This is a genomic window from Xylanibacter ruminicola (assembly GCF_900107775.1).
Classification (GTDB): domain Bacteria; phylum Bacteroidota; class Bacteroidia; order Bacteroidales; family Bacteroidaceae; genus Prevotella; species Prevotella ruminicola_C.
The window spans coordinates 18,203-41,606 of sequence record NZ_FNRF01000004.1 but is presented as its reverse complement, the minus strand read 5'-3'; the positions used below and the strand labels follow the sequence as shown (position 1 = coordinate 41,606).

20 protein-coding genes are annotated in these 23,404 nt (G+C 49.6%); 19 read left to right on the top strand and 1 reads right to left on the bottom strand.

The annotated features are described in order from the left end of the window. Positions 1-30 precede the first annotated feature (30 nt). Genes BLU97_RS10435 through BLU97_RS10400 form a run of 8 tightly spaced genes read left to right on the top strand, consistent with a single transcriptional unit; the run spans position 31 to position 12,857 of the window. On the top strand, positions 31-954 hold the full coding sequence (locus tag BLU97_RS10435) for a zinc ribbon domain-containing protein (RefSeq protein WP_074761527.1): 924 nt from the start codon (positions 31-33) through the stop codon (positions 952-954). After that, positions 954-4,385, top strand: a complete 3,432-nt coding sequence (locus BLU97_RS10430) for a serine/threonine protein kinase (RefSeq protein ID WP_074761526.1) — start codon at positions 954-956, stop codon at positions 4,383-4,385. The genes BLU97_RS10435 and BLU97_RS10430 overlap by 1 nt, the downstream gene beginning before the upstream one ends. A 6-nt stretch (positions 4,386-4,391) precedes the next feature. Further along, the gene (locus BLU97_RS10425) at positions 4,392-7,697 is read left to right on the top strand and encodes an AAA family ATPase (protein ID WP_081352982.1); all 3,306 of its coding nucleotides are present in this window, start codon (positions 4,392-4,394) and stop codon (positions 7,695-7,697) included. A gap of 6 nt (positions 7,698-7,703) precedes the next feature. Then, positions 7,704-8,453, top strand: a complete 750-nt coding sequence (locus tag BLU97_RS10420; protein WP_081352981.1) for an FHA domain-containing protein — start codon at positions 7,704-7,706, stop codon at positions 8,451-8,453. A 15-nt stretch (positions 8,454-8,468) separates the two neighbouring features. Beyond that, positions 8,469-9,212: a PP2C family protein-serine/threonine phosphatase gene (locus BLU97_RS10415; protein WP_074761523.1), complete on the top strand. Its 744-nt coding sequence runs from the start codon at positions 8,469-8,471 to the stop codon at positions 9,210-9,212. Positions 9,213-9,233: 21 nt separating this feature from the next. Then, positions 9,234-10,151 (top strand): homoserine O-succinyltransferase, encoded by a 918-nt coding sequence (gene metA / locus BLU97_RS10410; protein ID WP_074761522.1) that lies wholly within the window; start codon positions 9,234-9,236, stop codon positions 10,149-10,151. Positions 10,152-10,156: 5 nt separating this feature from the next. Then, positions 10,157-11,941, top strand: a complete 1,785-nt coding sequence (locus BLU97_RS10405) for a peptidase U32 family protein (protein WP_074761521.1) — start codon at positions 10,157-10,159, stop codon at positions 11,939-11,941. Further along, positions 11,925-12,857, top strand: coding sequence for a beta-carotene 15,15'-monooxygenase (locus BLU97_RS10400; protein ID WP_074761520.1), 933 nt, complete (start codon positions 11,925-11,927; stop codon positions 12,855-12,857). The genes BLU97_RS10405 and BLU97_RS10400 overlap by 17 nt, the downstream gene beginning before the upstream one ends. Here the strand turns inward: BLU97_RS10400 and hemW are convergent. Beyond that, a complete protein-coding gene (gene hemW / locus BLU97_RS10395) occupies positions 12,854-13,966 on the bottom strand; it encodes a radical SAM family heme chaperone HemW (protein ID WP_074761519.1) in 1,113 nt (370 codons plus the stop codon). The two genes, BLU97_RS10400 and hemW, sit on opposite strands and share 4 nt — an antisense overlap. Before the next feature lie 115 nt (positions 13,967-14,081). Between hemW and BLU97_RS10390 the strand changes: the two genes are divergently transcribed. From BLU97_RS10390 to BLU97_RS10340, 11 genes are all read left to right on the top strand, one after another. Further along, positions 14,082-16,241, top strand: coding sequence for an elongation factor G (locus BLU97_RS10390; protein ID WP_074761518.1), 2,160 nt, complete (start codon positions 14,082-14,084; stop codon positions 16,239-16,241). A gap of 187 nt (positions 16,242-16,428) precedes the next feature. Beyond that, the gene (locus BLU97_RS10385; RefSeq protein WP_074761517.1) at positions 16,429-17,991 is read left to right on the top strand and encodes a sensor histidine kinase; all 1,563 of its coding nucleotides are present in this window, start codon (positions 16,429-16,431) and stop codon (positions 17,989-17,991) included. Between the two features lie 52 nt (positions 17,992-18,043). After that, positions 18,044-18,748, top strand: coding sequence for a response regulator transcription factor (locus BLU97_RS10380; RefSeq protein WP_013063842.1), 705 nt, complete (start codon positions 18,044-18,046; stop codon positions 18,746-18,748). Next, a complete protein-coding gene (locus BLU97_RS10375) occupies positions 18,741-18,944 on the top strand; it encodes a hypothetical protein (RefSeq protein WP_081352980.1) in 204 nt (67 codons plus the stop codon). The genes BLU97_RS10380 and BLU97_RS10375 overlap by 8 nt, the downstream gene beginning before the upstream one ends. Before the next feature lie 113 nt (positions 18,945-19,057). Further along, positions 19,058-19,402, top strand: a complete 345-nt coding sequence (gene rpsF / locus BLU97_RS10370; protein ID WP_013063574.1) for a 30S ribosomal protein S6 — start codon at positions 19,058-19,060, stop codon at positions 19,400-19,402. A gap of 3 nt (positions 19,403-19,405) precedes the next feature. Further along, on the top strand, positions 19,406-19,672 hold the full coding sequence (gene rpsR, locus BLU97_RS10365) for a 30S ribosomal protein S18 (protein WP_013064765.1): 267 nt from the start codon (positions 19,406-19,408) through the stop codon (positions 19,670-19,672). 22 nt (positions 19,673-19,694) lie between these two features. Next, the gene (gene rplI, locus BLU97_RS10360; RefSeq protein WP_013064329.1) at positions 19,695-20,285 is read left to right on the top strand and encodes a 50S ribosomal protein L9; all 591 of its coding nucleotides are present in this window, start codon (positions 19,695-19,697) and stop codon (positions 20,283-20,285) included. A gap of 177 nt (positions 20,286-20,462) precedes the next feature. Further along, positions 20,463-21,131, top strand: coding sequence for a helix-turn-helix domain-containing protein (locus tag BLU97_RS10355; RefSeq protein WP_074761817.1), 669 nt, complete (start codon positions 20,463-20,465; stop codon positions 21,129-21,131). A 121-nt stretch (positions 21,132-21,252) separates the two neighbouring features. Continuing rightward, the gene (locus BLU97_RS10350; protein ID WP_074761516.1) at positions 21,253-21,747 is read left to right on the top strand and encodes an RNA polymerase sigma factor; all 495 of its coding nucleotides are present in this window, start codon (positions 21,253-21,255) and stop codon (positions 21,745-21,747) included. Beyond that, the gene (locus BLU97_RS10345; RefSeq protein ID WP_074761515.1) at positions 21,744-22,421 is read left to right on the top strand and encodes a hypothetical protein; all 678 of its coding nucleotides are present in this window, start codon (positions 21,744-21,746) and stop codon (positions 22,419-22,421) included. The genes BLU97_RS10350 and BLU97_RS10345 overlap by 4 nt, the downstream gene beginning before the upstream one ends. Beyond that, on the top strand, positions 22,411-23,379 hold the full coding sequence (locus BLU97_RS10340) for a hypothetical protein (RefSeq protein ID WP_074761514.1): 969 nt from the start codon (positions 22,411-22,413) through the stop codon (positions 23,377-23,379). Before BLU97_RS10345 ends, BLU97_RS10340 begins: the two co-directional genes overlap by 11 nt. The last annotated feature ends 25 nt before the right edge of the window (positions 23,380-23,404 follow it).

Here is a 23,404-nt window from a genome sequence, read left to right as displayed (position 1 = left end):
CACCTAACTTAAGTTAAAATTCCAACAACGATGAACGATATTACACAAAACCCAGATCGAATAAGTCGAGGTGCCGAACCGCTTTATCGTGAGCACTCTGAACAGCAACCTCAGTATCAGCAAGCCATGCAGGCCAATACGGCTAATGGTATCCAATGTCCTCATTGTGGCGCACTCAACGAAGCCGAAGCACTTTTCTGTGCCTCGTGTGGCGAGCCTATCGGTATGGCCACCTGTCCCTATTGTGGGGCAGCTGTCGATGCCGACGCCGACTTCTGCGAGAGTTGTCGTCACTATATCCGTAAGGATGTGTGCTCATTCTGTGGCGCCTATCTGCATGGTGCCGAGGCCTACTGCCCTGAGTGTGGTAATCCGGTGGGTGGTATCGATTGTCCTGTTTGTGGAACCCATAATGATTTCTCGTTCTGCAAACAGTGTGGTACAGCTCTTACCGAAGAGGCCCGTCTAATGAAGGAGAAGGTGTTGGAGATGCCTGAGTACCAGCAGATGCAGAAACTGGCCGAAGAGTTGCAGAAGTTGGATTTGGAGATGCCTTATGTCACAGAACAGGATAAGGAGCGCGACCGTAAGAGTCAGGAGCTGCGCCAGCGCGTACTCATGCTGTTGGCTCAGGATCGTGGTTTGGATCGTGTAGATGCCAACCTGGCCGACCATAAGGTGATGAGTAAAGACGAATACGACAAGAAGAAGCAGGAACGTATGGATATGCTGTCGCGACTGTTAGACCAGATGGCGCAGTTGCCCCAGGAAAAGCCTGCTCAGGTGCGTAACTATGCTATGGCCTGCAAGCCTCAGGGGGTACGTCTGGCTTGGCAGTGCAACTTTAAGCACGCCCTCCACTCAAGTCCATGCGGATGTGCCAAGCCGCAGATGGGCGGAAAATGGATTATACTTGGTAAGGGAACAAGAAAAGAAATTAAAGACGATATCTAATGAGTACGGATCGAACTCCACAGAATAAAGTTAACGGAAACGAAGAGGTGAACGTCGATAAGACCGTACGTGCAACCAACTTTGATTTCCCACAGAATACTCCTTCAAAGGGTGAGGAGCCCGACAAACCGCTTGATGGCACCATCCGCATCGATATGCCAAAGATGGAGGCCCCCAAACCTGCAGCTCCCAAGCCACTTGATGGTACTGTACGTGCACCTGGTCTCAATCAGCCAATTGCACCCCGACCTGCAGCTCCACGTCCCACTGCCCCTAAAGCATTGGACGGCACCGTGCGTGCACCCGGCCTTAATCAGCCGATTACACCACAATCAGCTGCTCCACGTCCAGCTGCTCCTAAGGCATTGGATGGAACCGTACGTGCCCCTGGTATTAACCAGCCCATTGCGCCACAGCCCGTTACCCCACAGCCTGCTGCACCTAAACCTGCAGCACCATCAATGGGTAGTACCGTTCGTGGTGCCCAGCCCCAGCCTCAAGCACAGGCTCAGGTTCGTCCCAACGTCAACATCTCGATTATCTCATCGGCTGGAAATACCGACCGAGCTAAGAAACAGCGCTTGCAGCGTAACCTGATTGATGAGAATATCTACACGCTGAAAGGACAGGAGTACCGTCGTGTATCGGTACTGAGCGAGAATACAGGTGAGGCCGAGGTTTTCCTGGTTGAGAAAGACAACAAGGAATATGTACTGAAAGTATACTATCCCAACTTCGATGTGAACCGTAAGATATTGCAGACGGTACTGAACTTCGACTTTGAGATGGTTGTAAAGGTATACGACTTTGGTAAGACCTATGTGGAAGGTAAGCACCGTTACTATGAGTTGATGGAGTACCTGCAGGGTGGCTCGATGGCCGAGTACAATCTGGGGGGCGATATGACCAAGTTCCGTCGTATAGCTCTGCAGAGTGCCGCTGCCTTGGCTTACTGTCATCAGCTCAGAATTCTGCATAAGGATATCAAACCTGGCAACTTCTTCTTCCGTGATAAGGACCATAACGAATTGGTTCTGGGCGACTTTGGTATTTCGAGTATGCTGGAGGAAGATGGAAAGTCGCATAAAACCACGCAGGCTCGTACACCTATCTATGCGGCACCTGAAATGTATGCCGACGTAATTGATGGTGTGGTAGAGATTTCGCCTAAGGCCGACTACTACTCTTTGGGTATCAGTTTGATGACGCTTTGGTTAGGCGAGAGTCCGATGAGTACCAACGAGCGTGTGATGATGCGCCAGAAGAATGAGGGCCGCATACCACGCATGAACGAGTTGCCAGAGCGTATCAAGTTACTGGTAATGGGTCTTACGGTGGTTAACCCCATCAACCGTTGGGGGTATGAGCAGGTTGAGCAATGGTTCTTAGGCGAGAGTCCGAAGGTCGACCTGTCATCACCATTCCTGAAGTATCAGAGTTTCGTTGTCGATCCAGAGCGTAACCTGGTGGCCGAGAACGTACAGGAACTGGTGCCTATGCTGCTGGCCAACGAGCGATTGGCTATCGGCTATCTGTATAACGGACGTATCACCCAGTGGTTGGATGCTTGTGGAAACAACAAGCTGAGCACCATTGTAAAAGATATCATTTCCAAGAAATATCCTATCGATCAGCGTGCCGGTCTGATGGCGTCGTTGTACGCTATGGACCCAGCCTATCCTTATAAGGATGTGCGTGGTACTAACTGTGAGGATATCCATGCGGTATGTATCTCGCTGCTGAGTAATCAGGACGAGTATGCCATATCGTTGGCTGCACCGAACGATAACTTCTACCTTTATGTTGAAACCCACACGGGTTGCGATATCGACCGTTTGCGTTCATACTTTAAGGATGTAGACCATAACAACAAGGAGCAGGTTCGTGTGGCTATCATGAAGATTGTGCTTGAGGTGGATCCTGAGATACCATTTATGGTAAAGCATCCATCGGCTGGCATTAATGATATTGTGAGTGCCTTTGGTCATGATGATATTACCGAAGACGAGTGGCATAGTCTGACCGACGGACGACTGCTGGCCTGGATGTATAGTCATGAGGACCAGATGGCGTGCGAGAGTCTGCGCATTATGACGCTGGATCAGTCGTACTCACGAAACCTGGCTTATAAGGTTCTTTATAATCTGAATCGCGAATCGGCTTACGATTTGGCCGGGGCCTTTACTCCTATGCAGGTGGGCGAACTGCTCAACGAGCGTTTGCATAAGGCACAGAACCTGTCCGAAAAGGAGTTTGATGAGGAGATGAAGGACTTCACAGAGCTTGACGGACGTTTTGCTTACTATGCCCAGCTGCACGGCTGGACCGAGATGTACAACGAGCATAAGCGCTGCTTTGACTTTAAGAGCGATGAGAATACAGAACGTATGGGTGCTTACGATGTGAAGACGGCCGTTTACCGTTTCTGTCGTATCTTGGGCGTTACACCAACCTATATGATGGGCGACGGTATTGAATATGCCGACGGTCGTAACCTGCAGGCAAAGAAGATGCAGGCGTTCCGCAACGAAATCCGTAACGGCTCGATGGGGCAGTGGATGTCTGTTTTCTATCACGAAGATCCCAATGCCGACTTTACGGTAGAGTACTCGTATGAGCACGCTGTAGAGGACTGGCTGATGGCGATGGGTAAAATCGATCCATCGCAGCGTTATTATAAGCGCTTTATCGATGCCCGCGACGAAACCCAGCGCCGTGTAGCCTTTGTAAAGGACAGTTGGAAGCGCGCCAAGACCAAGGAGAAGATCTGGCGCACAGCCTTCTATACCCTGAGCGGTATCTGGTTGATATTTGTACTGATATTCGGTGTTACCAATCCTGAGTATATCCTGACGCATACCTTTATCAGTATCGGTCTGCCTCTTGGCGGTATGACAGGTGTGATTGTGGCCACCCGCTCATTCTTCAAGGGCTACGACTTTATGTTCTCGTTCCTGTGGGGACTGGTGGGCGCGTTTACGTGTTTTATACCTATTATTATATTAAAGTATATTGGCGCATCTCACCCCATGCTGTTTAATATCGCCATTATTGTTATCACGCTTATCTACATGCTGGTTTGTCACCTCACAGATTTCCGTGGTAATGAGAAGGCCGACAGCCGACTGATATCCGAGGTGCTCGAAAACGATATGAAATCGAACTTGATAGAGCCGTTGTACTACACCTTCAAGGCCCGTTCGTATAAGTTTAAAGGCTCTAAGTTCGGTTTGCTCAACGATGTAACCGATCAGGTTCGTTCTATCACCGGCGAGAGTGTGCTGCACTATGTGCTGTGGAGCTTGCTGATGCTGGTATTCGTGGTATCGTTTGTGGTATTCAGCCCATCGATGCTGAACATTGCCAATCCTAACAGTCACATGAAGGAGGCCCCTAAAAGTATTATTAAGAAAATAGATAGAGACGCATAATATAAAATGGTTTGTCAGAATTGTCATAAAGAAAACAGAAGCAAAGCAAAGTTCTGCAAGTGGTGCGGACAGCAGCTTGTTACTACTGACTTGCTTGATAAGCTGGTTGGCCTCGACGAGGTGAAAAACCAGCTCAAGACCATCGTCGATACCTATACGTTTCTGCGCTCTCGCAAGGATATCTCTAAAGCCCGTATCTCGCTCAATGCCATTGTGATTGGTGATACTGGTACGGGTAAGACTGCACTAGCTGAGATCCTGCGCGATTATTTCTATCAGCATAAAATTATCGAGAAACCACAGCTGATGATGGTAGATGCCGTAGATTACCAGCGATTCGTCGACAAATGGGATGAAAATATCAAGAAAGCAAAGAATGGTATATTGTTCTTCGACAATGTGCAGAAGTTGTTGCCCGATAAGTACTCTAACCAGGTGAACCCGCTCGACAAACTGTTTGTTGAGATGGACAAATGGGAGGATAACCCCATTGTGATTATATCCGGACTCTCAAAGGGTTTGGAGGACTTCCTGGAGAGCAACCCAGCCGTAGCCAACCGTTTCAAGTATACCTTCCGTATGACCACACCAAACTTTCAGGAACTTACAGAGATATGTAAGCTGAACCTGCAGCTCAAGTATGGCATACAGGAGTTCTCGCCCGAAGCTGATAAACAGTTGTTGCGTTTCTTTAAATATCAGGTGAAGATTAAGGACGAGACCTTTGGTAACGGACACTTGGCCAATAAAACTGCCGAGAATATCTTTACCCAATACATCAGTCGTGGCGCCAATGCTACAAAGGTAGAGTTGAGCGACATAACGGGATATGTACCCGAGGAGCGATCGATGGAGGATATCCTGCGCGATCTGGACAGCTACATCGGTATGGACGAGGTAAAGGCTGCTGTAAAAGAGATGGCCTACTCGGTACAGAATGCCATGCAGCGTGCCGAGCGTGGACTTGGCGAGCAGGAGAAAATGTCGATGCACATTATTCTTACTGGTAACCCAGGTACGGGTAAAACCACTATTGCCCGTAAGTTGGGCGAAATCCTGGCTGCCATCGGCTATCTGGATAGCGGACATGTAGTAGAGGTGGATCGTGCCAAGATGGTAAGTCAGTATCAGGGCGAAACCCCCAAGGTGGTTGATGCCCTTTGCGATAAGGCCAAGGGCGGTATCCTGTTTGTGGATGAGGCCTATACCTTGGCGCCTGTGAGTGCGTCGGGCGATCGTGATGCTCAGGGCGCTCAGGCTTTGGAGAAACTGATGAAACGTATGGAGGACGATCGCGGACAGTTTATCGTGATTGCCGCTGGTTATCGCACGGAGATGGAGAACCTGTTCCGTGTGAACCCAGGTTTCCGCAGCCGTTTCAATTACTTCCTCGATATCAAGGACTACTCGCCAGCCGAGCTGTTCGAGATTATGCAGGTATTTGCCAAGCAGAAGAAGTATATCTTCTCGCCGGACGCACAGGCACTTACTCAGAAGATGATCAAGGAGATGTACGACTCGCGCGACAAGGACTTTGCCAATGGTCGTACCATGCGTACGCTCTTCGACCAGATTTGCAAGAAGCAGGCGCAGCGCCTGCAGGGTGCAAATATTTCTGCGATGAGCAACGAGGAGCTCATGACCATCGTACGCGACGATATCCCATACGATGCACCACAGACCGTAAGCGTCGACGACTGTCTGAAGAAACTCGACGGTCTGGTTGGTCTCTCGGGTGTGAAGAAGGAGATTGCCAACCTGGCAGCCTTCCTGAATCTGCAGATTGCACGTGGCGAAACCAACACCTTCCAGGGCAAGCACTATGTGTTTACCGGTAACCCTGGTACGGGTAAAACCACAGTAGCCCGTATCATGGCCGATATCTTTAAGACGTTGGGTGTTGTGGCTCGCGGACAATTGGTTGAGGCCGACCGCTCTAAACTGGTGGCAGGCTTCTCGGGTCAGACAGCCATCAAGACCAACCAACTGGTTGATCAAGCCATGGGCGGTGTACTGTTTATCGACGAGGCTTATACACTGAAGTCGAACGATGGCGACAGCTTTGGTGCTGAGGCTATCGACACGCTGCTGAAACGCTTGGAGGATGATCGTGGCAAGTTTATCTGTATCGTGGCTGGTTATACCGACCAGATGCACGACTTTATCGATACCAACCCTGGCTTGAAGAGTCGCTTTACACAAACTATTCACTTCGACGACTATACGCCCGACGAGCTTACGGAGATCTTCCTGCATCTCGCATCTGGCAAGAACTTCACCGTCGACGAGGAGACCAAGGCGGCTATCCACCGTATGTTCGAGCAGCTCTATCTGCGTCGCGACAAGAACTTTGGTAATGCCCGTGAGGCACGTCGCATCTTCAACGAGGCTGTTGAGCGACAGAGTCAGCGTCTGGTAAAGCAGATGACCAGTCCCGACTTCAAGGAGAGCGACATGTTTGCGCTCACCACCGCAGATCTTCCTCTGTCGCAGGGCGAGACCGCACGTCCGCTCGACGTGGTGCTCAACGAGCTCGAGGAGTTCATTGGTATGCGCTCAGTCAAGGATTCTATCCGTCGCTTGGCCGTACAGAGCATGTTCATGAAGCAGCGTGCTGCTATGGGTGCTGGTAGTGTTCAGCAGATGTCGATGAACTTTGTGCTTACGGGTAATCCGGGTACAGGTAAAACATCTATTGCCCGCAAGATGGGTGAGATACTTCAGGCCATGGACATCCTGCCCACATCGCGTGTCATCGAGGCCAGTCGTGCTACGTTGGTTGGTAAGTACATGGGCGAAACACCAAAGATTGTAAACAGCATGTGCGATAAGGCCATGGGTGGTATCCTGTTCATCGACGAGGCTTACACCCTGAGCGATGGCGGCGATATGTACGGCAAGGAGGCTATCGACACGCTGATGAAACGTATGGAGGACGATCGCGGTAAGTTCGTGGTTATCGCTGCAGGCTATAAGGATAAGATGGAGGAGTTCATGATGATGAACGCCGGACTGGCCAGCCGATTCACCCACAAGTTGCACATCGACGACTACGATCCTGATGAGCTGCTGGCTATTTACAAGCACATGGCCCAGAAGGAGCAGTATCAGTTTACGCCTGAGGCTGAGCTTAAGGCACTCGACAAGATCTATAAGATGGTTCTTACCAAGACCGAGTCGTGGGGTAATGCCCGTGAGATGCGCAACCTGCTCGATTCTACCATCCAGCACTTGTCGGAGCGTGTATCAGCGTTGCCGGCCGATCAGGTTACAAAGGAAACATATCAGATTATACTACCAGAAGATATTTAACGAAATATGATTATTTGTCCAGCTTGTAAAGAAGAAATAGAAGACGATTCACATTACTGCGACCAATGTGGACAGCAGTTGCTGTTCTGTAAGCAGTGCGGTCATGTGGGGCTTGGACGTCGTTGCACACGTTGCGGCGGCATGATGGCTTTGCCTGCAGGTAGCATGGCAGCAGCCAATGCCGGAGCAAATCCCATGGCTACTCCCATGGGCAACCCGATGGCTAATCCGATGGGTAGACCTACCGCTAATCCTGGGGTAGGGGCAGCTGTGCGCCCTGGTGTTAACATCAGCGTTACACCAAGTGCCTCAGTATCTCGCGCCGCAAATGTACCACCAGCACAACAACAGCAGCAGCCTGTATCACCACGCACATCCAATGCGCAGAACATTGCTGCCAGCATATCGGTAGGTCCTGCTATCTCTATAGCTCAGGCAGGTGCTGGGCGTTCAAGCATGCCGATGATGACGTTGGTTAACGAAAGTCTCAATATACGTATCACAGCTATGAACGGTGCCATTATCGGTCGCCGTAAGGGTCCGTACATTCAGTTCTTCGAGCAGAATTCGTACGTATCGGGTATTCATGCCCAGCTCAAGTACAAATCAGGCGCAGGTTGGTTTGTTATCGATATGAACTCGTCAAACGGTACCAGGATTAATCAGAATCCTATTCAGCCTGAGACTGAGAACCCGTTGAAGAATGGCGACGTGCTGTCGATTGCCAACGTCAACCTTCAAGTAGTAATAAGATAGTAATATTTAAAAACAATGATAACAATACACATGACAGCAGCCAGTAAAGTAGGCTGCGTGCGTAGTCAGAACGAAGACATGGTGCTGCTTGGCAGTCATTTCGTGAGGAATGATGCTTTTAGCACACGCGTAGACCTGACCAATAGTGACCGTTATATCATGGCTGTGGCCGATGGTATGGGGGGGCATAATCGTGGCGATGTGGCCAGTAGCGATGCACTGCATAACCTGGAGTTCTATTTTCACGATCTGCCCACAGGTCTTAGCCCCGAATCCCTCAAGGATAAGTTTGAGGATTGGTTAGACTCCATCAACAACATCATTGATTCAAAGGGTCGCTCCGACGAGCAGTATAAAGGTATGGGTACCACATTGGTGGGCTTGGCTTTCTACGAGGGCAAGTTCTATACACTGAACTGTGGCGACAGTCGCTTGTATCGTTTCCGCGATGGCGACCTTACCCAGCTTACATCCGATCACTCGCTCAGTAACATGCTCGGCTCTTCGCAGCATTCTAACGTTATCACTAACTGTATCGGTGGCGGTGCTACAAGCTCGTTTATCGATATCGTGAACATAACCGACGATATCAAGGAGGGCGATGTTTACATGCTGTGCAGCGACGGCCTGACCGATATGTTGCCCGATTCTATTATCTACACACTTCTTGCCGAAGGTTCTGACGCCAATAACCTCTGCGATGCCGCTGTGGCTGCTGGAGGCTTGGACAACGTGTCGTGCTGTGTGTTGCAATTCTAAAAAAGAGAGGAAAAATAAGAAATGCCACTAAGATTACCAGACAGACTGCCCGCTATTGATATTCTGAAGAACGAGAATATCTTTGTGATGGATAACTCGCGGGCAACAACACAGGATATCCGTCCGCTGAAGATTGTGATTCTGAACCTGATGCCTCTGAAGATAACCACAGAGACCGATCTGGTTAGATTGCTTTCAAACACACCATTGCAGATGGAGATTAACTTTATGAAGTTAAAGAGTCATACCCCTAAGAACACGCCGATTGAGCACATGATGATGTTCTATCGCGACTTTGAGTCGATGCGCAACGAGAAGTTTGATGGTATGATTATTACAGGTGCGCCTGTAGAGACGATGGACTTTGAAGATGTAACCTACTGGGACGAGATTACCGATATCTTTGCATGGGCCAAAACCCACGTCACCAGTACCTTATATATATGTTGGGCTGCTCAGGCCGGTCTTTATTACCATTATGGTGTGCCCAAATACCCCTTGGAAAAGAAGATGTTCGGCATCTTCCCTCAGATACCTGTAGATACCAAACTGCCCATCTTCCGTGGGTTCGACGATGTGTTTATGATGCCTCACAGTCGTCATACCGAGATACATCGCGAGGATATTTTGGCCAACCCTGAGCTTACGCTGCTGGCCGAATCGCCCGAGAGTGGTGTCAGCATGGTGATGGCTCGCGGTGGTCGTGAGTTCTTCATTACCGGTCACTTGGAGTATGCGCCAAACACACTCGACAATGAGTATAAGCGTGATCGTGGTATCCGCGACGATGTGGATATGCCAAAGAATTACTATCGCAATGATAATCCTGATAACGCCCCAGTAGTAACCTGGCGTGCACATGCCAACCTGCTGTACAACAACTGGATAAACTATTACGTTTATCAGGAAACACCGTATAATATCGACGAAATTAAGTAAGCTTAGTGACTGCATTAGAACTTTTAGCTCCAGCCAAGAATTTGGCATGCGGCATAGCAGCCATCGATCATGGTGCCGATGCCGTTTATATCGGTGCGCCCAAGTTTGGCGCCCGTGCAGCCGTAGGCAACAGTATCGACGATATTCGTCAACTTTGTGATTATGCCCATCAGTTTGGCGCCAGAATCTATGTTACGCTCAACACTATTGTGTATGATCATGAGCTCGACGAGGCGCAGAAACTGATTAACCAGCTGGCCGGGATTGGTGTTGATGCCATCCTGGTGCAGGATATGGGCTTGCTGCAGTTTATGCAGGATAAGCCTTTCGAGATTCACGCTTCTACGCAGACCGATAACCGCACTGCCGACAAGGTACGTTGGCTCAAGCAGGTAGGTTTTTCGCGTGCCGTTCTGGCGCGTGAGCTCTCGGCCGAAGAGATTGCCGAGATTCATCGCGAGGTGCCTGATATCGAACTCGAGGTGTTTGTGCACGGTGCTTTGTGCGTCAGCTATTCGGGCATCTGCTATGCATCACAGCACTGTTTCCAGCGTAGCGCCAACCGTGGTGAGTGTGCCCAGTTCTGTCGCATGCGTTTCTCGTTGGTCGATGCTGATGGGGTAGAGATTGAACACGAGCGTTACCTGCTCTCGCTCAAGGATATGAACCAGAGCGATAATCTGGATAAACTCATTGAGGCGGGTGCCGTATCGTTTAAGATCGAGGGGCGCCTGAAGGATGTTACTTACGTTAAGAACGTTACCGCTGCCTATAGCGAGCGCCTTAACGCCTTTATCCGTAAGCATGCCGATCAGTATTGTCGTGCGTCGAAGGGCCGTTGCGAATATACGTTTACGCCCAATCTCAATCGTACGTTTAACCGCGGCTACACCACTTACTTTATGAACGGTCGTCAGCCCAATATCGCCTCGTTCGATACACCAAAGGCTGTGGGCGAGTTTGTGGGTAAGGTTAAGGAGATTCGTCACGATAGCTTTAATGTGGCCGGTACCGCCAGCTTTGCTAATGGCGACGGCTTGTGCTTCCTGAATCAGGACCGCCAGTTCGAAGGTTTTCGTGCTAACCGTGTGGTGGGTAACCGCATCTATCCTTTTAAGATGCCTGCCGGTTTGCGCCCGGGCATGTCGCTCTATCGTAACAACGATCAAGAGTTCGAGCGTATTCTCTCTAAGCCCAGCGCTACGCGTAAGATTCCTGTAAGCATAGCCTTGCGTGCTGTGGCTGATGGTTTTGAGTTAAGTGCCGATGGTGTAACGGTACATTTTGCGGCCGAGCACCAGATAGCCCAGAAGTCGCCTCGCGAGAATCTGGTTCGTCAGCTCTCAAAGCTGGGCGATACCATCTATGAGTGTCAGGAGGTGAACGTACCCGATGATTTTAATTATTTCATCCCCAACAGTCAGCTCACCGATATGCGCCGCCAGTTGGCCGAGGCCCTTGTGCAGCCCCAGCGCCAGGTAAAGCAGGCCAAGGTGGGTGCTAATCCAGGTGTAGACAAGCTGAGTTATCAGAATAACATCTCCAACCGTCAGTCGGCAGCCTTCTATGGTACCGATGAGCTTTCGGCCTATGAGCTGAAAGGTGGCAACGGACCTATCATGCAGTGCCGTCATTGCATCCGTTATTCGTTGGGCTACTGTGTAAAGCGTGGCGGCAAGCGCCCCACATGGCACGAACCGCTTTCTCTCGTATTAGGCGATGGACGCCGTTTCCGTCTTGAGTTTGATTGTCAACATTGTCAGATGAACGTCTATGCGTCGACTCGTTAGTCTCCTGTTCGTCTCCATCCTGTTATGTGGCTGCTATAACCGTGGCCCCATCACACCCGATGCCTGGGATCTGACCGAGCAGCAGCTCGACTCAATCTCGTTCTACACCACCCATCATTACACCCAGAACTACAATTTTGTGGTAACGGGCGATTCGCTGGTGGTGGTTGAGCAGCAGCCCGAGGATATGTCGGTGCCCGATGTGGTAACGTTCGAGCTCGAGTCGATGGGCGAGGAGATGAAGAAGGATTCTATTACTCTGCGCCGCAACGAACATGTGGTGGTGGCCGATATCAAGACGGTACCCACCGATACCATCGATTCCATTTGGGTAAAGGTGGCACGCGATCAGCTTACCTTTGGATGGGTACACGAAAACGAACTTCTCTCAAAGGTGTCGCCTGATGATCCTATCAGTCAGTTTATCGATTACTTCTCTGATAAGCACCTGTTGGTGTTTATGGCCTTCTGCGTACTCACGGGTGCCGCTTATGGTTTGCGCCGCCTGATGCGTAAGGGTTGTAAGATTGTGCATTTTAATGATATCGCCTCGTTCTATCCCACAGCGCTCTGTCTGCTCATAGCCTCGTCGGCAGTGCTGTATAGTAGCATCCAGCTGTTTGCCCCCGAAACCTGGCGACATTTCTATTATCATCCCTCGCTCAATCCGTTTGCGTTGCCGTTCTGGCTGGGCGTATTCATTTCGTCGGTATGGGCGCTCATTATCTGGTCGTTAGCAACCATCGATGATGTGTACCACCGTTTGCCCCTGGGTGAGGCCATCATGTATCTGGTAGGTTTGGCAGCTGTTTGTGCTGTTATCTACGTGGTGTTCAGCATCACTACCTTGTATTATGTGGGCTATCCGTTGCTGATAGCTTACTTCTACTTCGCCATCAAACGCCTGAAGCTTTAAACCAGCATTAGGTCGCTCATAATCATATCGCTTACAAAGAGTCCTTCTTTTGTGAGCGATATTTTTTGGTCGGTTAGTTTCAGCAATCCCGCCTCCAGATGGCGCTGGGCGTTTTTCAGACAGTAGGTGCGCTGTTGGTCGGTCAGCGTGCTCAGGTCCAAGCCTTCGCAAGTGCGCAGGGCCACGGTCACGGCATCGTTATAGCGTGTGTCCTCGTCTAGCGTCTCTGCCTCAAAACATCGCTCGCCTTGTTCCATAGCGGTGATGTACTGCTGGATATCGGCCACGTTCCAGCTGCGTGTTTGGATGTCGAACGAGTGGGCGGCGGCACCGATACCGATATACGGTATGCCTTTCCAGTAGCTGCTGTTATGGCGCGAACGATAGCCCGGATGGGCAAAGTTTGATATCTCGTAATGCTCATAACCTGCTGATTCCAAGCTGTTTATTAATGTAAAGTACATCTTTCGCTCTAACTCCTCGTCAATCTCGGCCACCTTGCCTTGCTCTAATAACCGGTAGAGTGGGGTGCCCTCTTCGTACATCAGACAGTAGGTAGAGATATGCTCCACGTTCAGCTGCAGCGCCTCGTCGATATCCGCCTGCCATTCTTCAAGTGTCTGGTTGGGAAAGCCGTACATCAGGTCGATGCTGATATTCTGGAATCCCGCCTGGCGCAAGGTTTCCACAGCCTGATGTACCTGGGTTGATGAGTGACGGCGACGCAGAAAATGCAGCCGTTCATCGTTAAATGTCTGTGCGCCCATGCTCACGCGGTTGATGGGCATTTGCTGCAGGGCGGCAGCCAATTCGGGTGTCACGTCATCCGGATTCACCTCGATGGTCACTTCGGCATCGTCGGCTACCGTATACACCTTATATATATATAGGAAGATTTTCTGCAGTTGCGCGATCGACAGTTGACTGGGTGTGCCGCCGCCAAGATAGATGGTACCGATACGTTCGCCCTCGGTCTGTGGGCGGGTGCTCATCTCCTGGCAAATGGCATCAACATACCGTTCGCGAAGCGCCAGCCCCGTGGTAGAATAGAAGCCGCAGTACACACATCGGCTGCTACAAAACGGAATATGTACGTATAAACCTGCCATTTTGGGCGCAAAATTACTAATTTAGTTTAATATTTAAAAGAATCTTTTGGTGTTTTCTCAAAAAATCAGTAATTTAGTGCCCGATAAATTAGTATTCACCTAAAACTGAAACGATATGAAAGTATATCAAACTAACGAAATCAAAAACATTGCACTCATTGGCAGTGCGGGTAGCGGCAAGACAACTCTTGCCGAAAGTATGGTCTACGAAGCAGGCATCATCAAGCGCCGCGGTTCTGTAGAGAGTAAGAACACCATGAGCGACTACTTCCCTGTTGAGCAGGAATATGGCTACTCGGTGTTCTCAACTGTTTTTCATGTAGAATGGAACAACAAGAAGCTTAACATCATCGACTGCCCAGGTTCTGATGACTTCGTAGGTGGTTCTATTACTGCTATGAACGTAACCGATCAGGCTGTTATTCTTATCAACGGTCAGTATGGCCCCGAGGTAGGGACGATGAATGCCTTCCGCAATACCGAGAAACTCAAGAAACCCGTTATCTTCCTGGTTAACCAGCTGGATCGCGAGAACTGCGACTTCGATCAGATTCTCAATCAGCTCAAGGAGATCTACGGTCCTAACTGTGTTCCCGTTCAGTATCCTATCGCCACAGGTCCTGGCTTCAATGCTGTTATCGATGTGCTCCTGATGAAGAAGTACTCTTGGAAACCCGAGGGTGGTGCTCCTATCATCGAGGATATCCCAGCAGATCAGCTGGAGAAGGCTAAGGAGATGAAGACAAAGCTGGTTGAGGCTGCTGCCGCTGGCGACGATACACTGATGGAGAAGTTCTTTGAGAGCGAGGACCTGAGCGAGGACGAGATGCGTGAGGGTATCCGTAAGGGTATGGTAACACGCAGTATATTCCCTGTATTCTGCGTTTGTGCAGGTAAGGACATGGGTGTTCGCCGCTTGATGGAGTTCTTGGGTAACGTGGTTCCTTTTGTAAGCGATATGCCTGTTATCCAGAATGCTGCAGGTCAGGATGTTCCTGCCGACGCTAGCGCACCAACATCACTCTATTTCTTCAAGACAGGTGTTGAGCCCCATATTGGCGAGGTATCTTACTTCAAGGTAATGAGCGGTACCGTTAAGAGCGGCGACGACTTTACCAATGCCGATCGTGGTTCAAAGGAGCGCATGGGTACTATCTACGCTTGTGCCGGTGCCAACCGTATTCAGGTTGATCAGCTGGTAGCTGGCGATATCGGTTGTACCGTTAAGCTCAAGGATGTAAAGACTGGTAACACCTTGAATGGTAAGGATGTCGAGAATAAGTTCAACTTCATTAAGTATCCTAACTCTAAGTTCTCTCGTGCCATCAAGGCTGTTAACGAGAGCGAGACCGAGAAGATGATGACCGCTCTGCAGAAGATGCGTCAGGAGGATCCTACATGGGTTGTTGAGCAGTCGAAGGAGTTGCGCCAGATTATTGTTCATGGTCAGGGTGAGTTCCACCTGCGTACCTTGAAGTGGCGTATGGAGAACAACGAGAAGATCCAGATCGAGTATATCGAGCCAAAGATTCCTTATCGTGAGACTATCACTAAGATGGCTCGTGCCGACTATCGTCATAAGAAACAGTCGGGTGGTGCCGGTCAGTTCGGTGAGGTTCACCTGATTGTAGAACCTTACACCGAGGGCATGCCCGATCCTACATCGTTCAAGATCAACGGTCAGGAGTTCAAGATGAACATCAAGGGTAAGGAAGAGATTACCCTCGACTGGGGTGGCAAGCTGGTATTCATCAACTCGGTTGTAGGTGGTGCTATCGATATGCGTTTCATGCCTGCTATCCTTAAGGGTATCATGGAGCGCATGGAGCAGGGCCCACTCACCGGTTCTTATGCTCGCGACGTTCGCGTGATTGTTTACGATGGTAAGATGCACCCGGTTGATTCTAACGAGCTTTCGTTTATGCTTGCTGCCCGTAACGCCTTCTCGGCTGCCTTTAAGGAGGCCGGTCCAAAGGTGCTCGAGCCTATCTACGATCTCGAGGTGCTTGTTCCTGGCGACTACATGGGTGATGTGATGAGCGACCTGCAGGGCCGTCGTGCCATCATCATGGGTATGGATTCTGAGGCAGGCTATCAGAAGCTGAGTGCTAAGATTCCTCTCAAGGAACTCTCAAGCTACTCTATCGCCCTCAGTTCTATCACCGGTGGTCGTGCATCGTTCACCACCAGCTTCTCAAGCTACGAGCTTGTGCCAAACGATATCCAGCAGGCACTGATCAAGCAGCATGAGGAAGAGATGAAGGACGAGGATTAATATTTTTGCTTCATATTTGCGCACACTAATGTGTATAGAATCCCTGCTATTTGGTTAGCGGGGATTCTTTTTTAATTGCATATTTGCAACTAAAATGTCATAATCTTGTTAAATATGCGAAATTGGTCCGAAATAATTAACAAATTCGGTACATCGTTTTAAGAAATAGCTTATCTTTGCAACCGATATGAAGAAAAGTACGATTTGGATCATAGCAATAGTCATGGGCCTCTCATTTGTAGGGCTTCTGTACCTTCAGATCTCGTACATCGAGGAGATGGCGAAGATGAAGAAGGAACAGCTCGACGAGTCGGTTAAGCGTAGCCTCTATCAGGCATCGCGTAACCTGGAGATGAACGAGACCCTGCGTTATCTCGAGAAGGATGTGAAAGAAACCGAGCGCAAGGCCTATAAGCAGGACTCTGTGATGGTGGATGGTCTCGACGGCACCATTAAGCACTCGCATCAGTTTGCTGTAGCTGCCGAAGATGGTACCGTTTACTCAAGCTTCGAGCTCAAAACGTTTGCCATCCGTCCCGCCAACGTGCCCAAGGCCATGATTCTGCGTACCGATAAGAATAGCATCTCCGAGGCCTCTAAGTCGCTGCAGGAGATTGTGCGCAACCGTTATGTATATCAGAAGGCGCTGCTCGACGAGGTAGTTTACAATATCCTCTATACCGCCAGCGATAAGCCTCTGAAGGAGCGCATCAACTTTAAGCTGCTCGATCAGGATATCCGTACCGAACTGCTCAACAACGGTATTAACATCCCATACCACTTCCGCGTGGAGACCGCCGATGGTCGCGAGGTGTACCGTTGTCCCGAATATTCATCCGAGGGCGAGGAGGGCGTTTACTCACAAACGCTGTTCAGTCACGATCCCTCATCAAAGATGGGTGTGGTAAAAATCCACTTCCCCGACATGAGCTCGTACATATTCTCAAGTGTGCGTTTCATGATCCCGGCTGTTATCTTTACCTTCGTGCTGCTGCTCACGTTCCTATTCACCATCGTGGTCATCTTCCGTCAGAAGCGACTCACCGAGATTAAGAACGACTTCATCAACAACATGACCCACGAGCTCAAGACGCCTATCGCCTCTATCTCGCTGGCCGCCCAGATGATGAACGACCCCAGCGTTGTTAAGTCGGAGCAGATGGCCAAGCACCTGGGAGGTGTGATTTCCGACGAGTCGAAACGCTTGCGCTTCCTGGTTGAGAAGGTACTCCAGATGTCGATGTTCGATAAGAAGAGCATTGTATTCAAGAAGAAGGAACTCGACCTGAACGAGATGGTTGAGAATATCGCCCAGTCGTTCTCGCTCCGTGTAGAGCACACCGGTGGTAAGATCTATACCGATATCGAGGCTGTGGATTCAGCTATCTTTGTGGACGAGGTTCACTTCCAGAACGCTATCACCAACCTGATGGACAACGCTGTGAAGTACCGCAAGCCCGATGAGCCTATCGATATCTATATCAAGACCTGGAACGAGAAGGATCGTCTGTGCTTCTCTATCCGCGATACCGGTCTGGGCATTAAGAAGGAGAATGTGAAGAAGATTTTCGAGAAGTTCTACCGCGTTCATACAGGAAACGTGCACGATGTGAAAGGCTTCGGTCTTGGCTTGGCCTACGTGAAGAAGATTATCAACCTGCACGAGGGCGAGATCAAGTGTGAGAGCGAGCTGGGCAAGGGTACCACCTTTAGCATTTCGCTGCCCATCCTGAAAGAGGATGAACAATAAACGTGATAATACAAATAAAATTTATTCAATAACACTTTAAAATTTAACGATGATGGACGACAAAATTAAGATTTTGCTTTGCGAGGACGATGAGAACCTCGGAATGCTGCTCCGTGAGTATTTGCAGGCCAAAGGCTTTGTTGCAGAACTCTGTGCTGATGGTGAGGCAGGCTTCAAGGCTTTCCTCAAGACAAAATTCGACATCTGTGTGCTCGATGTGATGATGCCAAAGAAGGACGGCTTCACACTCGCTCAGGAGATTCGTTCTGCCAACACAGACGTGCCCATTATCTTCCTCACAGCTAAGACCCTGAAGGAGGATATCCTCGAAGGTTTCAAGCTGGGTGCCGACGATTACATCACCAAGCCTTTCTCAATGGAGGAGCTCGTGTTCCGTATTGAGGCTATTCTGCGCCGCACAAAGGGTAAGAAGAGCCGCGAGTCTACAGTTTACCGCCTGGGGCAGTTCACTTTCGATACCCAGAAGCAGTTGCTGCAGATTGGCGAGAAGCAGACCAAGCTTACCACCAAGGAGAACGAGCTGCTGGCTCTGCTCTGCAGTCACTCAAACGAGATCCTGCAGCGCGACTTCGCTCTGAAAACTATCTGGATTGATGATAACTACTTCAATGCCCGCTCTATGGATGTTTACATCACTAAGCTGCGCAAGCACTTGAAGGACGATCCACAGATCGAGATTATCAATATTCATGGTAAGGGCTACAAGCTCATTACTCCTGAGGTAGACGATGAGTAAACCGGGCATGGTGAAAAGAGGAATCATAAAAGCATATTTGGGAGTAGCACTGGTTTTGGCCGGTGCTCTCCTTTTATTGGTTAGTTATTTTACCGGTCTCACCCGTTATAACCTGGTGTTGCTTACCGGTCTGATTTTCATTGTTTTAGGCGCTGTTTTGCACGTTCGGCAACAGAAACAAGGTGAAAAGTATTAAATATTCTTAAATCATAGGAATGTTCAATGGTCAATGGTCAATGTTCAATAAAAATTTTGTACCTTTGCACCCGCTTTAAGCAATAACATTATTAATTTATTTTATTAAGTAGTATGAATCAATACGAAACCGTTTTCATTTTAACTCCCGTTTTGTCTGATGAACAGATGAAGGAAACGGCCGCAAAATTCAAGAAGGTTCTCACCGATAAGGGTGCAGAGATCATCAACGAAGAGGCCTGGGGATTGAAGAAGATGGCTTATGCTATTCAGAAGAAGTCTACAGGTTTCTACTGCCTGGTAGAGTTCAAGGCTGAGCCAGAAGTGATTAAGACATTGGAGACAGCTTTCCGTCGTGACGAGAAGGTAATTCGTTTCCAGACTGTTAAACTTGACAAGTATGCAGTTGAGTACGCCGAGAAGCGTCGTGCAAAGCTTGGTAAAAAAGAGGAGGCTTAAACTATGGCAGAACAGAGTGAAATCCGTTATTTGACAGCTCCTTCTATCGATACAAAGAAGAAGAAGTATTGCCGTTTCAAGAAGAGCGGTATCAAGTACATCGACTACAAGGATCCCGAGTTCCTGAAGAAGTTCCTCAACGAGCAGGGTAAGATTCTTCCCCGCCGCATCACTGGAACATCTCTGAAGTATCAGCGTCGTGTGGCTCAGGCCGTTAAGCGTGCCCGCCAGATCGCACTGCTGCCTTACGTAACCGATTTGATGAAATAATTAAAGAGGAGGACGCAAGATTATGGAAATTATACTGAAAGAAGATATTATCGGTCTGGGATTCAAGAACGATATCGTGAATGTAAAGTCTGGCTATGGCCGTAACTACCTCATCCCTCAGGGTAAGGGTGTTATTGCTAGCCCTTCAGCTAAGAAGATTCTCGCAGAGAACCTGAAGCAGCAGGCTCACAAGCTGGCTGCCCTCAAGGCTGCTGCCGAGGAGAAGGCTGCTCAGCTCAATGGTGTAGTTGTAGAGGTTGCCGCTAAGGTAAGCGTAACTGGCCAGCTCTATGGTTCAGTTGGTGCTGCTCAGGTTGCCGACGAGCTCGCTAAGCTGGGTAAGGAGGTTGATCGCAAGATCATCACCATGAAGGATGCCAAGAAGGTTGGCGACTATGTAGCTCTGGTGCACTTCCACAAGGAGGTTATCGTTGAGCTCCCTGTAAAGGTAGTTGCTGAGAATGCTGCTGAGCTGCAGGCTGCTGCTGATGCTGAGGCTGCCATCAAGGCTGCTGCTGATGCAAAGAAGGCTGCTGCTAACGAGGCAGAGGCTGCTGAGGCTGCCGACGAGGCTGAGGCTCTCGAGGCAATCGATGCTCCCGCTGAGGCATAACTCAAAAAGATTAAATCATAACAATTAATAACATGCTGTAAGGCATCATTATTTATTATGACACAGCGTCCCGAGGGTTTCCCCTCGGGATTTTTTTTGTGCCAAATAATGTAAAAGCCTTGCTTAACTGCCCGAAAGTGCTTATCTTTGCAACCAGAATAATAAACCTTGATGAAGATGAAACAGAAATACGCCGTATTAGTGTTCCTCATGCTGATTGCCGCATCGGCAGTTACAAGTTTCAGCAGTTATCGCGCTACCGAGTGTTTGGTTCAGAAGGATATGAGTCAGGCTTTGGCTTTTGCCCTCGACGAGCAGCAGAGCGATGTGATTACTGCCGACACCATTAAAGTGTTTAACCGCCATCTGCAGTTAGATGCCTTGCGTGGTCAGGCCCTGCTGGCTGTCGATACCCGTCAGCATTCGTTCCGTTGCGAGGCTCAATGTTCAGCTGCTACCATTTTCTCGATGTCGGAGCAGCGCCCGGCTTTGGCTTTGTGCACCTTGGCCATGCTGTGGGGTATGTTCTGTTTGTATCAGCACCGCCGGCAGATGATCGAGGGACTTTATGGCGGGTTGGCTTTGCTGGATGGTAACATTGTTGATGCCAAAGGCAGCGTGGTAAAACTCACGCCCATGCAGCTACAGCTGATGGAGATGTTTTTCCGTTCACCCAATCACAGCCTGACGAAAACCGAAATCTGCGACACGTTATGGCCTAAAAAGGATGATGCCAGTGAAACGCTTTACACCCTTATCCGTCGCCTGAAGCCCATCATCGAGGCCCATTCAGATTTAAAGATTGAGGCCGACCGCGGAAAAGCTTACGAATTGAAAATCAAATAGTTATCACATATAAACCTTATCTCTTCATACCATGTATGGGGAGATTTTTTTTGTTAAATACAGTTAATGCTTGTTTGGTTTCGGACCGTTTATGTGTCTGATTAGTGTAAGGCAAAAGTAAATGGAAAAAAGTGCATTCGAACAGATAGCCCGCACGTGGCGCGAAAAAGCCATCAGCGTAAGTCTCCACTATGGTGCGGGTAAGGAAGAGGCCGAGGACATCGCACAGGATGTGATGCTTCGTCTGTGGCAGATGCACCATGAACTGGAGCAATACCAATCGGTAGAGGCCATCGTGTCGCTGATGTCGAAACATCTGCTGCGAAACCACCAAAGGCGAAAACCTACCGAGATGCTCAACGAGGCCACCGTGGTGGGGCTCACAACCAGTCCGCACGAAGAGCTGGAGAGCAAGGAGAACGAGCAATGGCTGCAATCCCGACTGGCCCAGCTGCCCACCACACAGCGCACCTTATTATATATGCGACAAGTAGAGCGGCGCAGTCACGAGGAGATAGCCCAACTGTTAGGCATCGAGCCCACATCGGTAAGTACCCTGCTGGCCAGAGCCCGACGAACATTATTACAAGAAATCAAACAGCGAAACGAGTTATGATACAGTACACCAAGGAATACATTCAGGAGTTGCTTACCAGATATATGGACGGCACTTCTACGCTCGACGATGAAGATATCCTGAGCAGCTACTTCAAGGGCGACAACATCCCCGAGGAGTGGACCTGCTACCAGCAGCTGTTCCAGGAGATCGAGGCCATGCAGCCCACCGATGAGCAGCCTGTTATCGAGCAGCCCGCCGCAGATCAGCCCGCTGCAGAGCAGAAGTCCGAAAACCGTCGCCGTTGGATGGTTTGGAGCCTGGCAGCTGCAGCCGTTGTAGCCGGTGTGGTGTATCTGGCCATACCCGCTCATCAGTCCGAGTTGATGCCCGCAGCATCGCTCACCGCTCAGGCCGATACCACAACGGTACAGTCGGAAACCGAGATGGTGCAGCCCCGAAACGAGACGGTTCATGCCGATACGCTGTTGGCACCCAAAGCGGCTGTCCAGCCTGCCCCCGCCAAGAAGCGCAGTAAGCGCAAGATAGTACCCACTATCCATGATATTGATAAGGCCTACGCTCTGATGGCACAAGTTGAAGCCCAGGCACAGGCTGAAGACGAGATGATAGAGGCGAAGATGGCCGCTTACGGCTACATTCCCGTGATGCAAGAAGATGGTACCATAGTATATATTAACGAACAAACAAATTTTATTGCATATGAAGAGTAAAAACTTAATTCTGTCGGCCATGCTGATAGCGCTGCCCTCAACTTTGATGGCGCAGCAGAACATTCAGAAGGCATTTGATGCCCTGCTGAAGGATAAGATTGTAGAAACCAAGACGCAGCACACCTTGGAGCGCGACCCCGAAACGGAACGAAAAACAGCCCAGGCCGATGTGTACGACTTTACCTTAGCTTCGGCTCAGGCACGTAAGCACATCAAGAATATCCAGGAGGCTTTCGAGAAGGATAAGGATGCTGCTTACACCTATCGTACCGGTACGCAGAACAATAACGAAGACGTCCTGATGTACGGCGGCAACAAGAAAATGAAAGAATCTTTCCGTACGGTTCTCAACTATAGTCGCGTAGAGATTGCTGTAGGCGATGGCAAGCAGTCGGTAGCTATAGGCGGCAAGGATGGCGCTAATTACGTGTATGCCTGCTTCACCGATAAGGATGATGCTACCAAGAAATATCGTTATTGCTATGCGATGGACTGGGTTGAGAAAGACAGCAAAACCATCATGCGCCTGGCCATCACCTACGCCCTGAAGCCCGAAGCAAGCCATTCCAATGGTAAGCGTCGCATAAAAAGCATTACTATAAATGGGGAACCGCTGAAGATCGACGAGATTATGGAGTCAGTAGGCGACCAGCTCGAGAATATCAAAGGTTTTAACAATCGCTTAGAGTTCAATCTCGATTCTATCGATGTTCCCAAGTCGTCGTATATCTGGCTCAGCGAGTTCAACACCTACAAGAAGTTCTTCCTGAAGAATCCCGATGGCAATACCGCTACCCATCACGCCACCTCGATTTATAATCTCTGCAAGAACGCAGATGGACTTGAGGCCGACGAAAAGAAGTTGGTTATCAGCGAGATCAAGAAGCTGAAAGAGGTCACCGGCGACGATTTTATCCAGAATCTGTTCGATATGTGCATCGAACGACTAAAAAAATAAACGACTGAAATTCAGATAGTTCGCT

Coding starts and splice junctions, on each gene's coding strand:
- BLU97_RS10390 (WP_074761518.1), top strand. CDS start 14,082: ATGAAAGTATATCAAACTAACGAAATCAAAAACATTGCACTCATTGGC.
- BLU97_RS10350 (WP_074761516.1), top strand. CDS start 21,253: ATGGAAAAAAGTGCATTCGAACAGATAGCCCGCACGTGGCGCGAAAAA.
- BLU97_RS10400 (WP_074761520.1), top strand. CDS start 11,925: ATGCGTCGACTCGTTAGTCTCCTGTTCGTCTCCATCCTGTTATGTGGC.
- metA (WP_074761522.1), top strand. CDS start 9,234: ATGCCACTAAGATTACCAGACAGACTGCCCGCTATTGATATTCTGAAG.
- rpsR (WP_013064765.1), top strand. CDS start 19,406: ATGGCAGAACAGAGTGAAATCCGTTATTTGACAGCTCCTTCTATCGAT.
- BLU97_RS10430 (WP_074761526.1), top strand. CDS start 954: ATGAGTACGGATCGAACTCCACAGAATAAAGTTAACGGAAACGAAGAG.
- BLU97_RS10345 (WP_074761515.1), top strand. CDS start 21,744: ATGATACAGTACACCAAGGAATACATTCAGGAGTTGCTTACCAGATAT.
- BLU97_RS10420 (WP_081352981.1), top strand. CDS start 7,704: ATGATTATTTGTCCAGCTTGTAAAGAAGAAATAGAAGACGATTCACAT.
- BLU97_RS10355 (WP_074761817.1), top strand. CDS start 20,463: ATGAAACAGAAATACGCCGTATTAGTGTTCCTCATGCTGATTGCCGCA.
- BLU97_RS10340 (WP_074761514.1), top strand. CDS start 22,411: ATGAAGAGTAAAAACTTAATTCTGTCGGCCATGCTGATAGCGCTGCCC.
- hemW (WP_074761519.1), bottom strand. CDS start 13,966: ATGGCAGGTTTATACGTACATATTCCGTTTTGTAGCAGCCGATGTGTG.
- BLU97_RS10385 (WP_074761517.1), top strand. CDS start 16,429: ATGAAGAAAAGTACGATTTGGATCATAGCAATAGTCATGGGCCTCTCA.
- BLU97_RS10380 (WP_013063842.1), top strand. CDS start 18,044: ATGGACGACAAAATTAAGATTTTGCTTTGCGAGGACGATGAGAACCTC.
- rplI (WP_013064329.1), top strand. CDS start 19,695: ATGGAAATTATACTGAAAGAAGATATTATCGGTCTGGGATTCAAGAAC.
- BLU97_RS10425 (WP_081352982.1), top strand. CDS start 4,392: ATGGTTTGTCAGAATTGTCATAAAGAAAACAGAAGCAAAGCAAAGTTC.
- BLU97_RS10415 (WP_074761523.1), top strand. CDS start 8,469: ATGATAACAATACACATGACAGCAGCCAGTAAAGTAGGCTGCGTGCGT.
- rpsF (WP_013063574.1), top strand. CDS start 19,058: ATGAATCAATACGAAACCGTTTTCATTTTAACTCCCGTTTTGTCTGAT.
- BLU97_RS10375 (WP_081352980.1), top strand. CDS start 18,741: ATGAGTAAACCGGGCATGGTGAAAAGAGGAATCATAAAAGCATATTTG.
- BLU97_RS10435 (WP_074761527.1), top strand. CDS start 31: ATGAACGATATTACACAAAACCCAGATCGAATAAGTCGAGGTGCCGAA.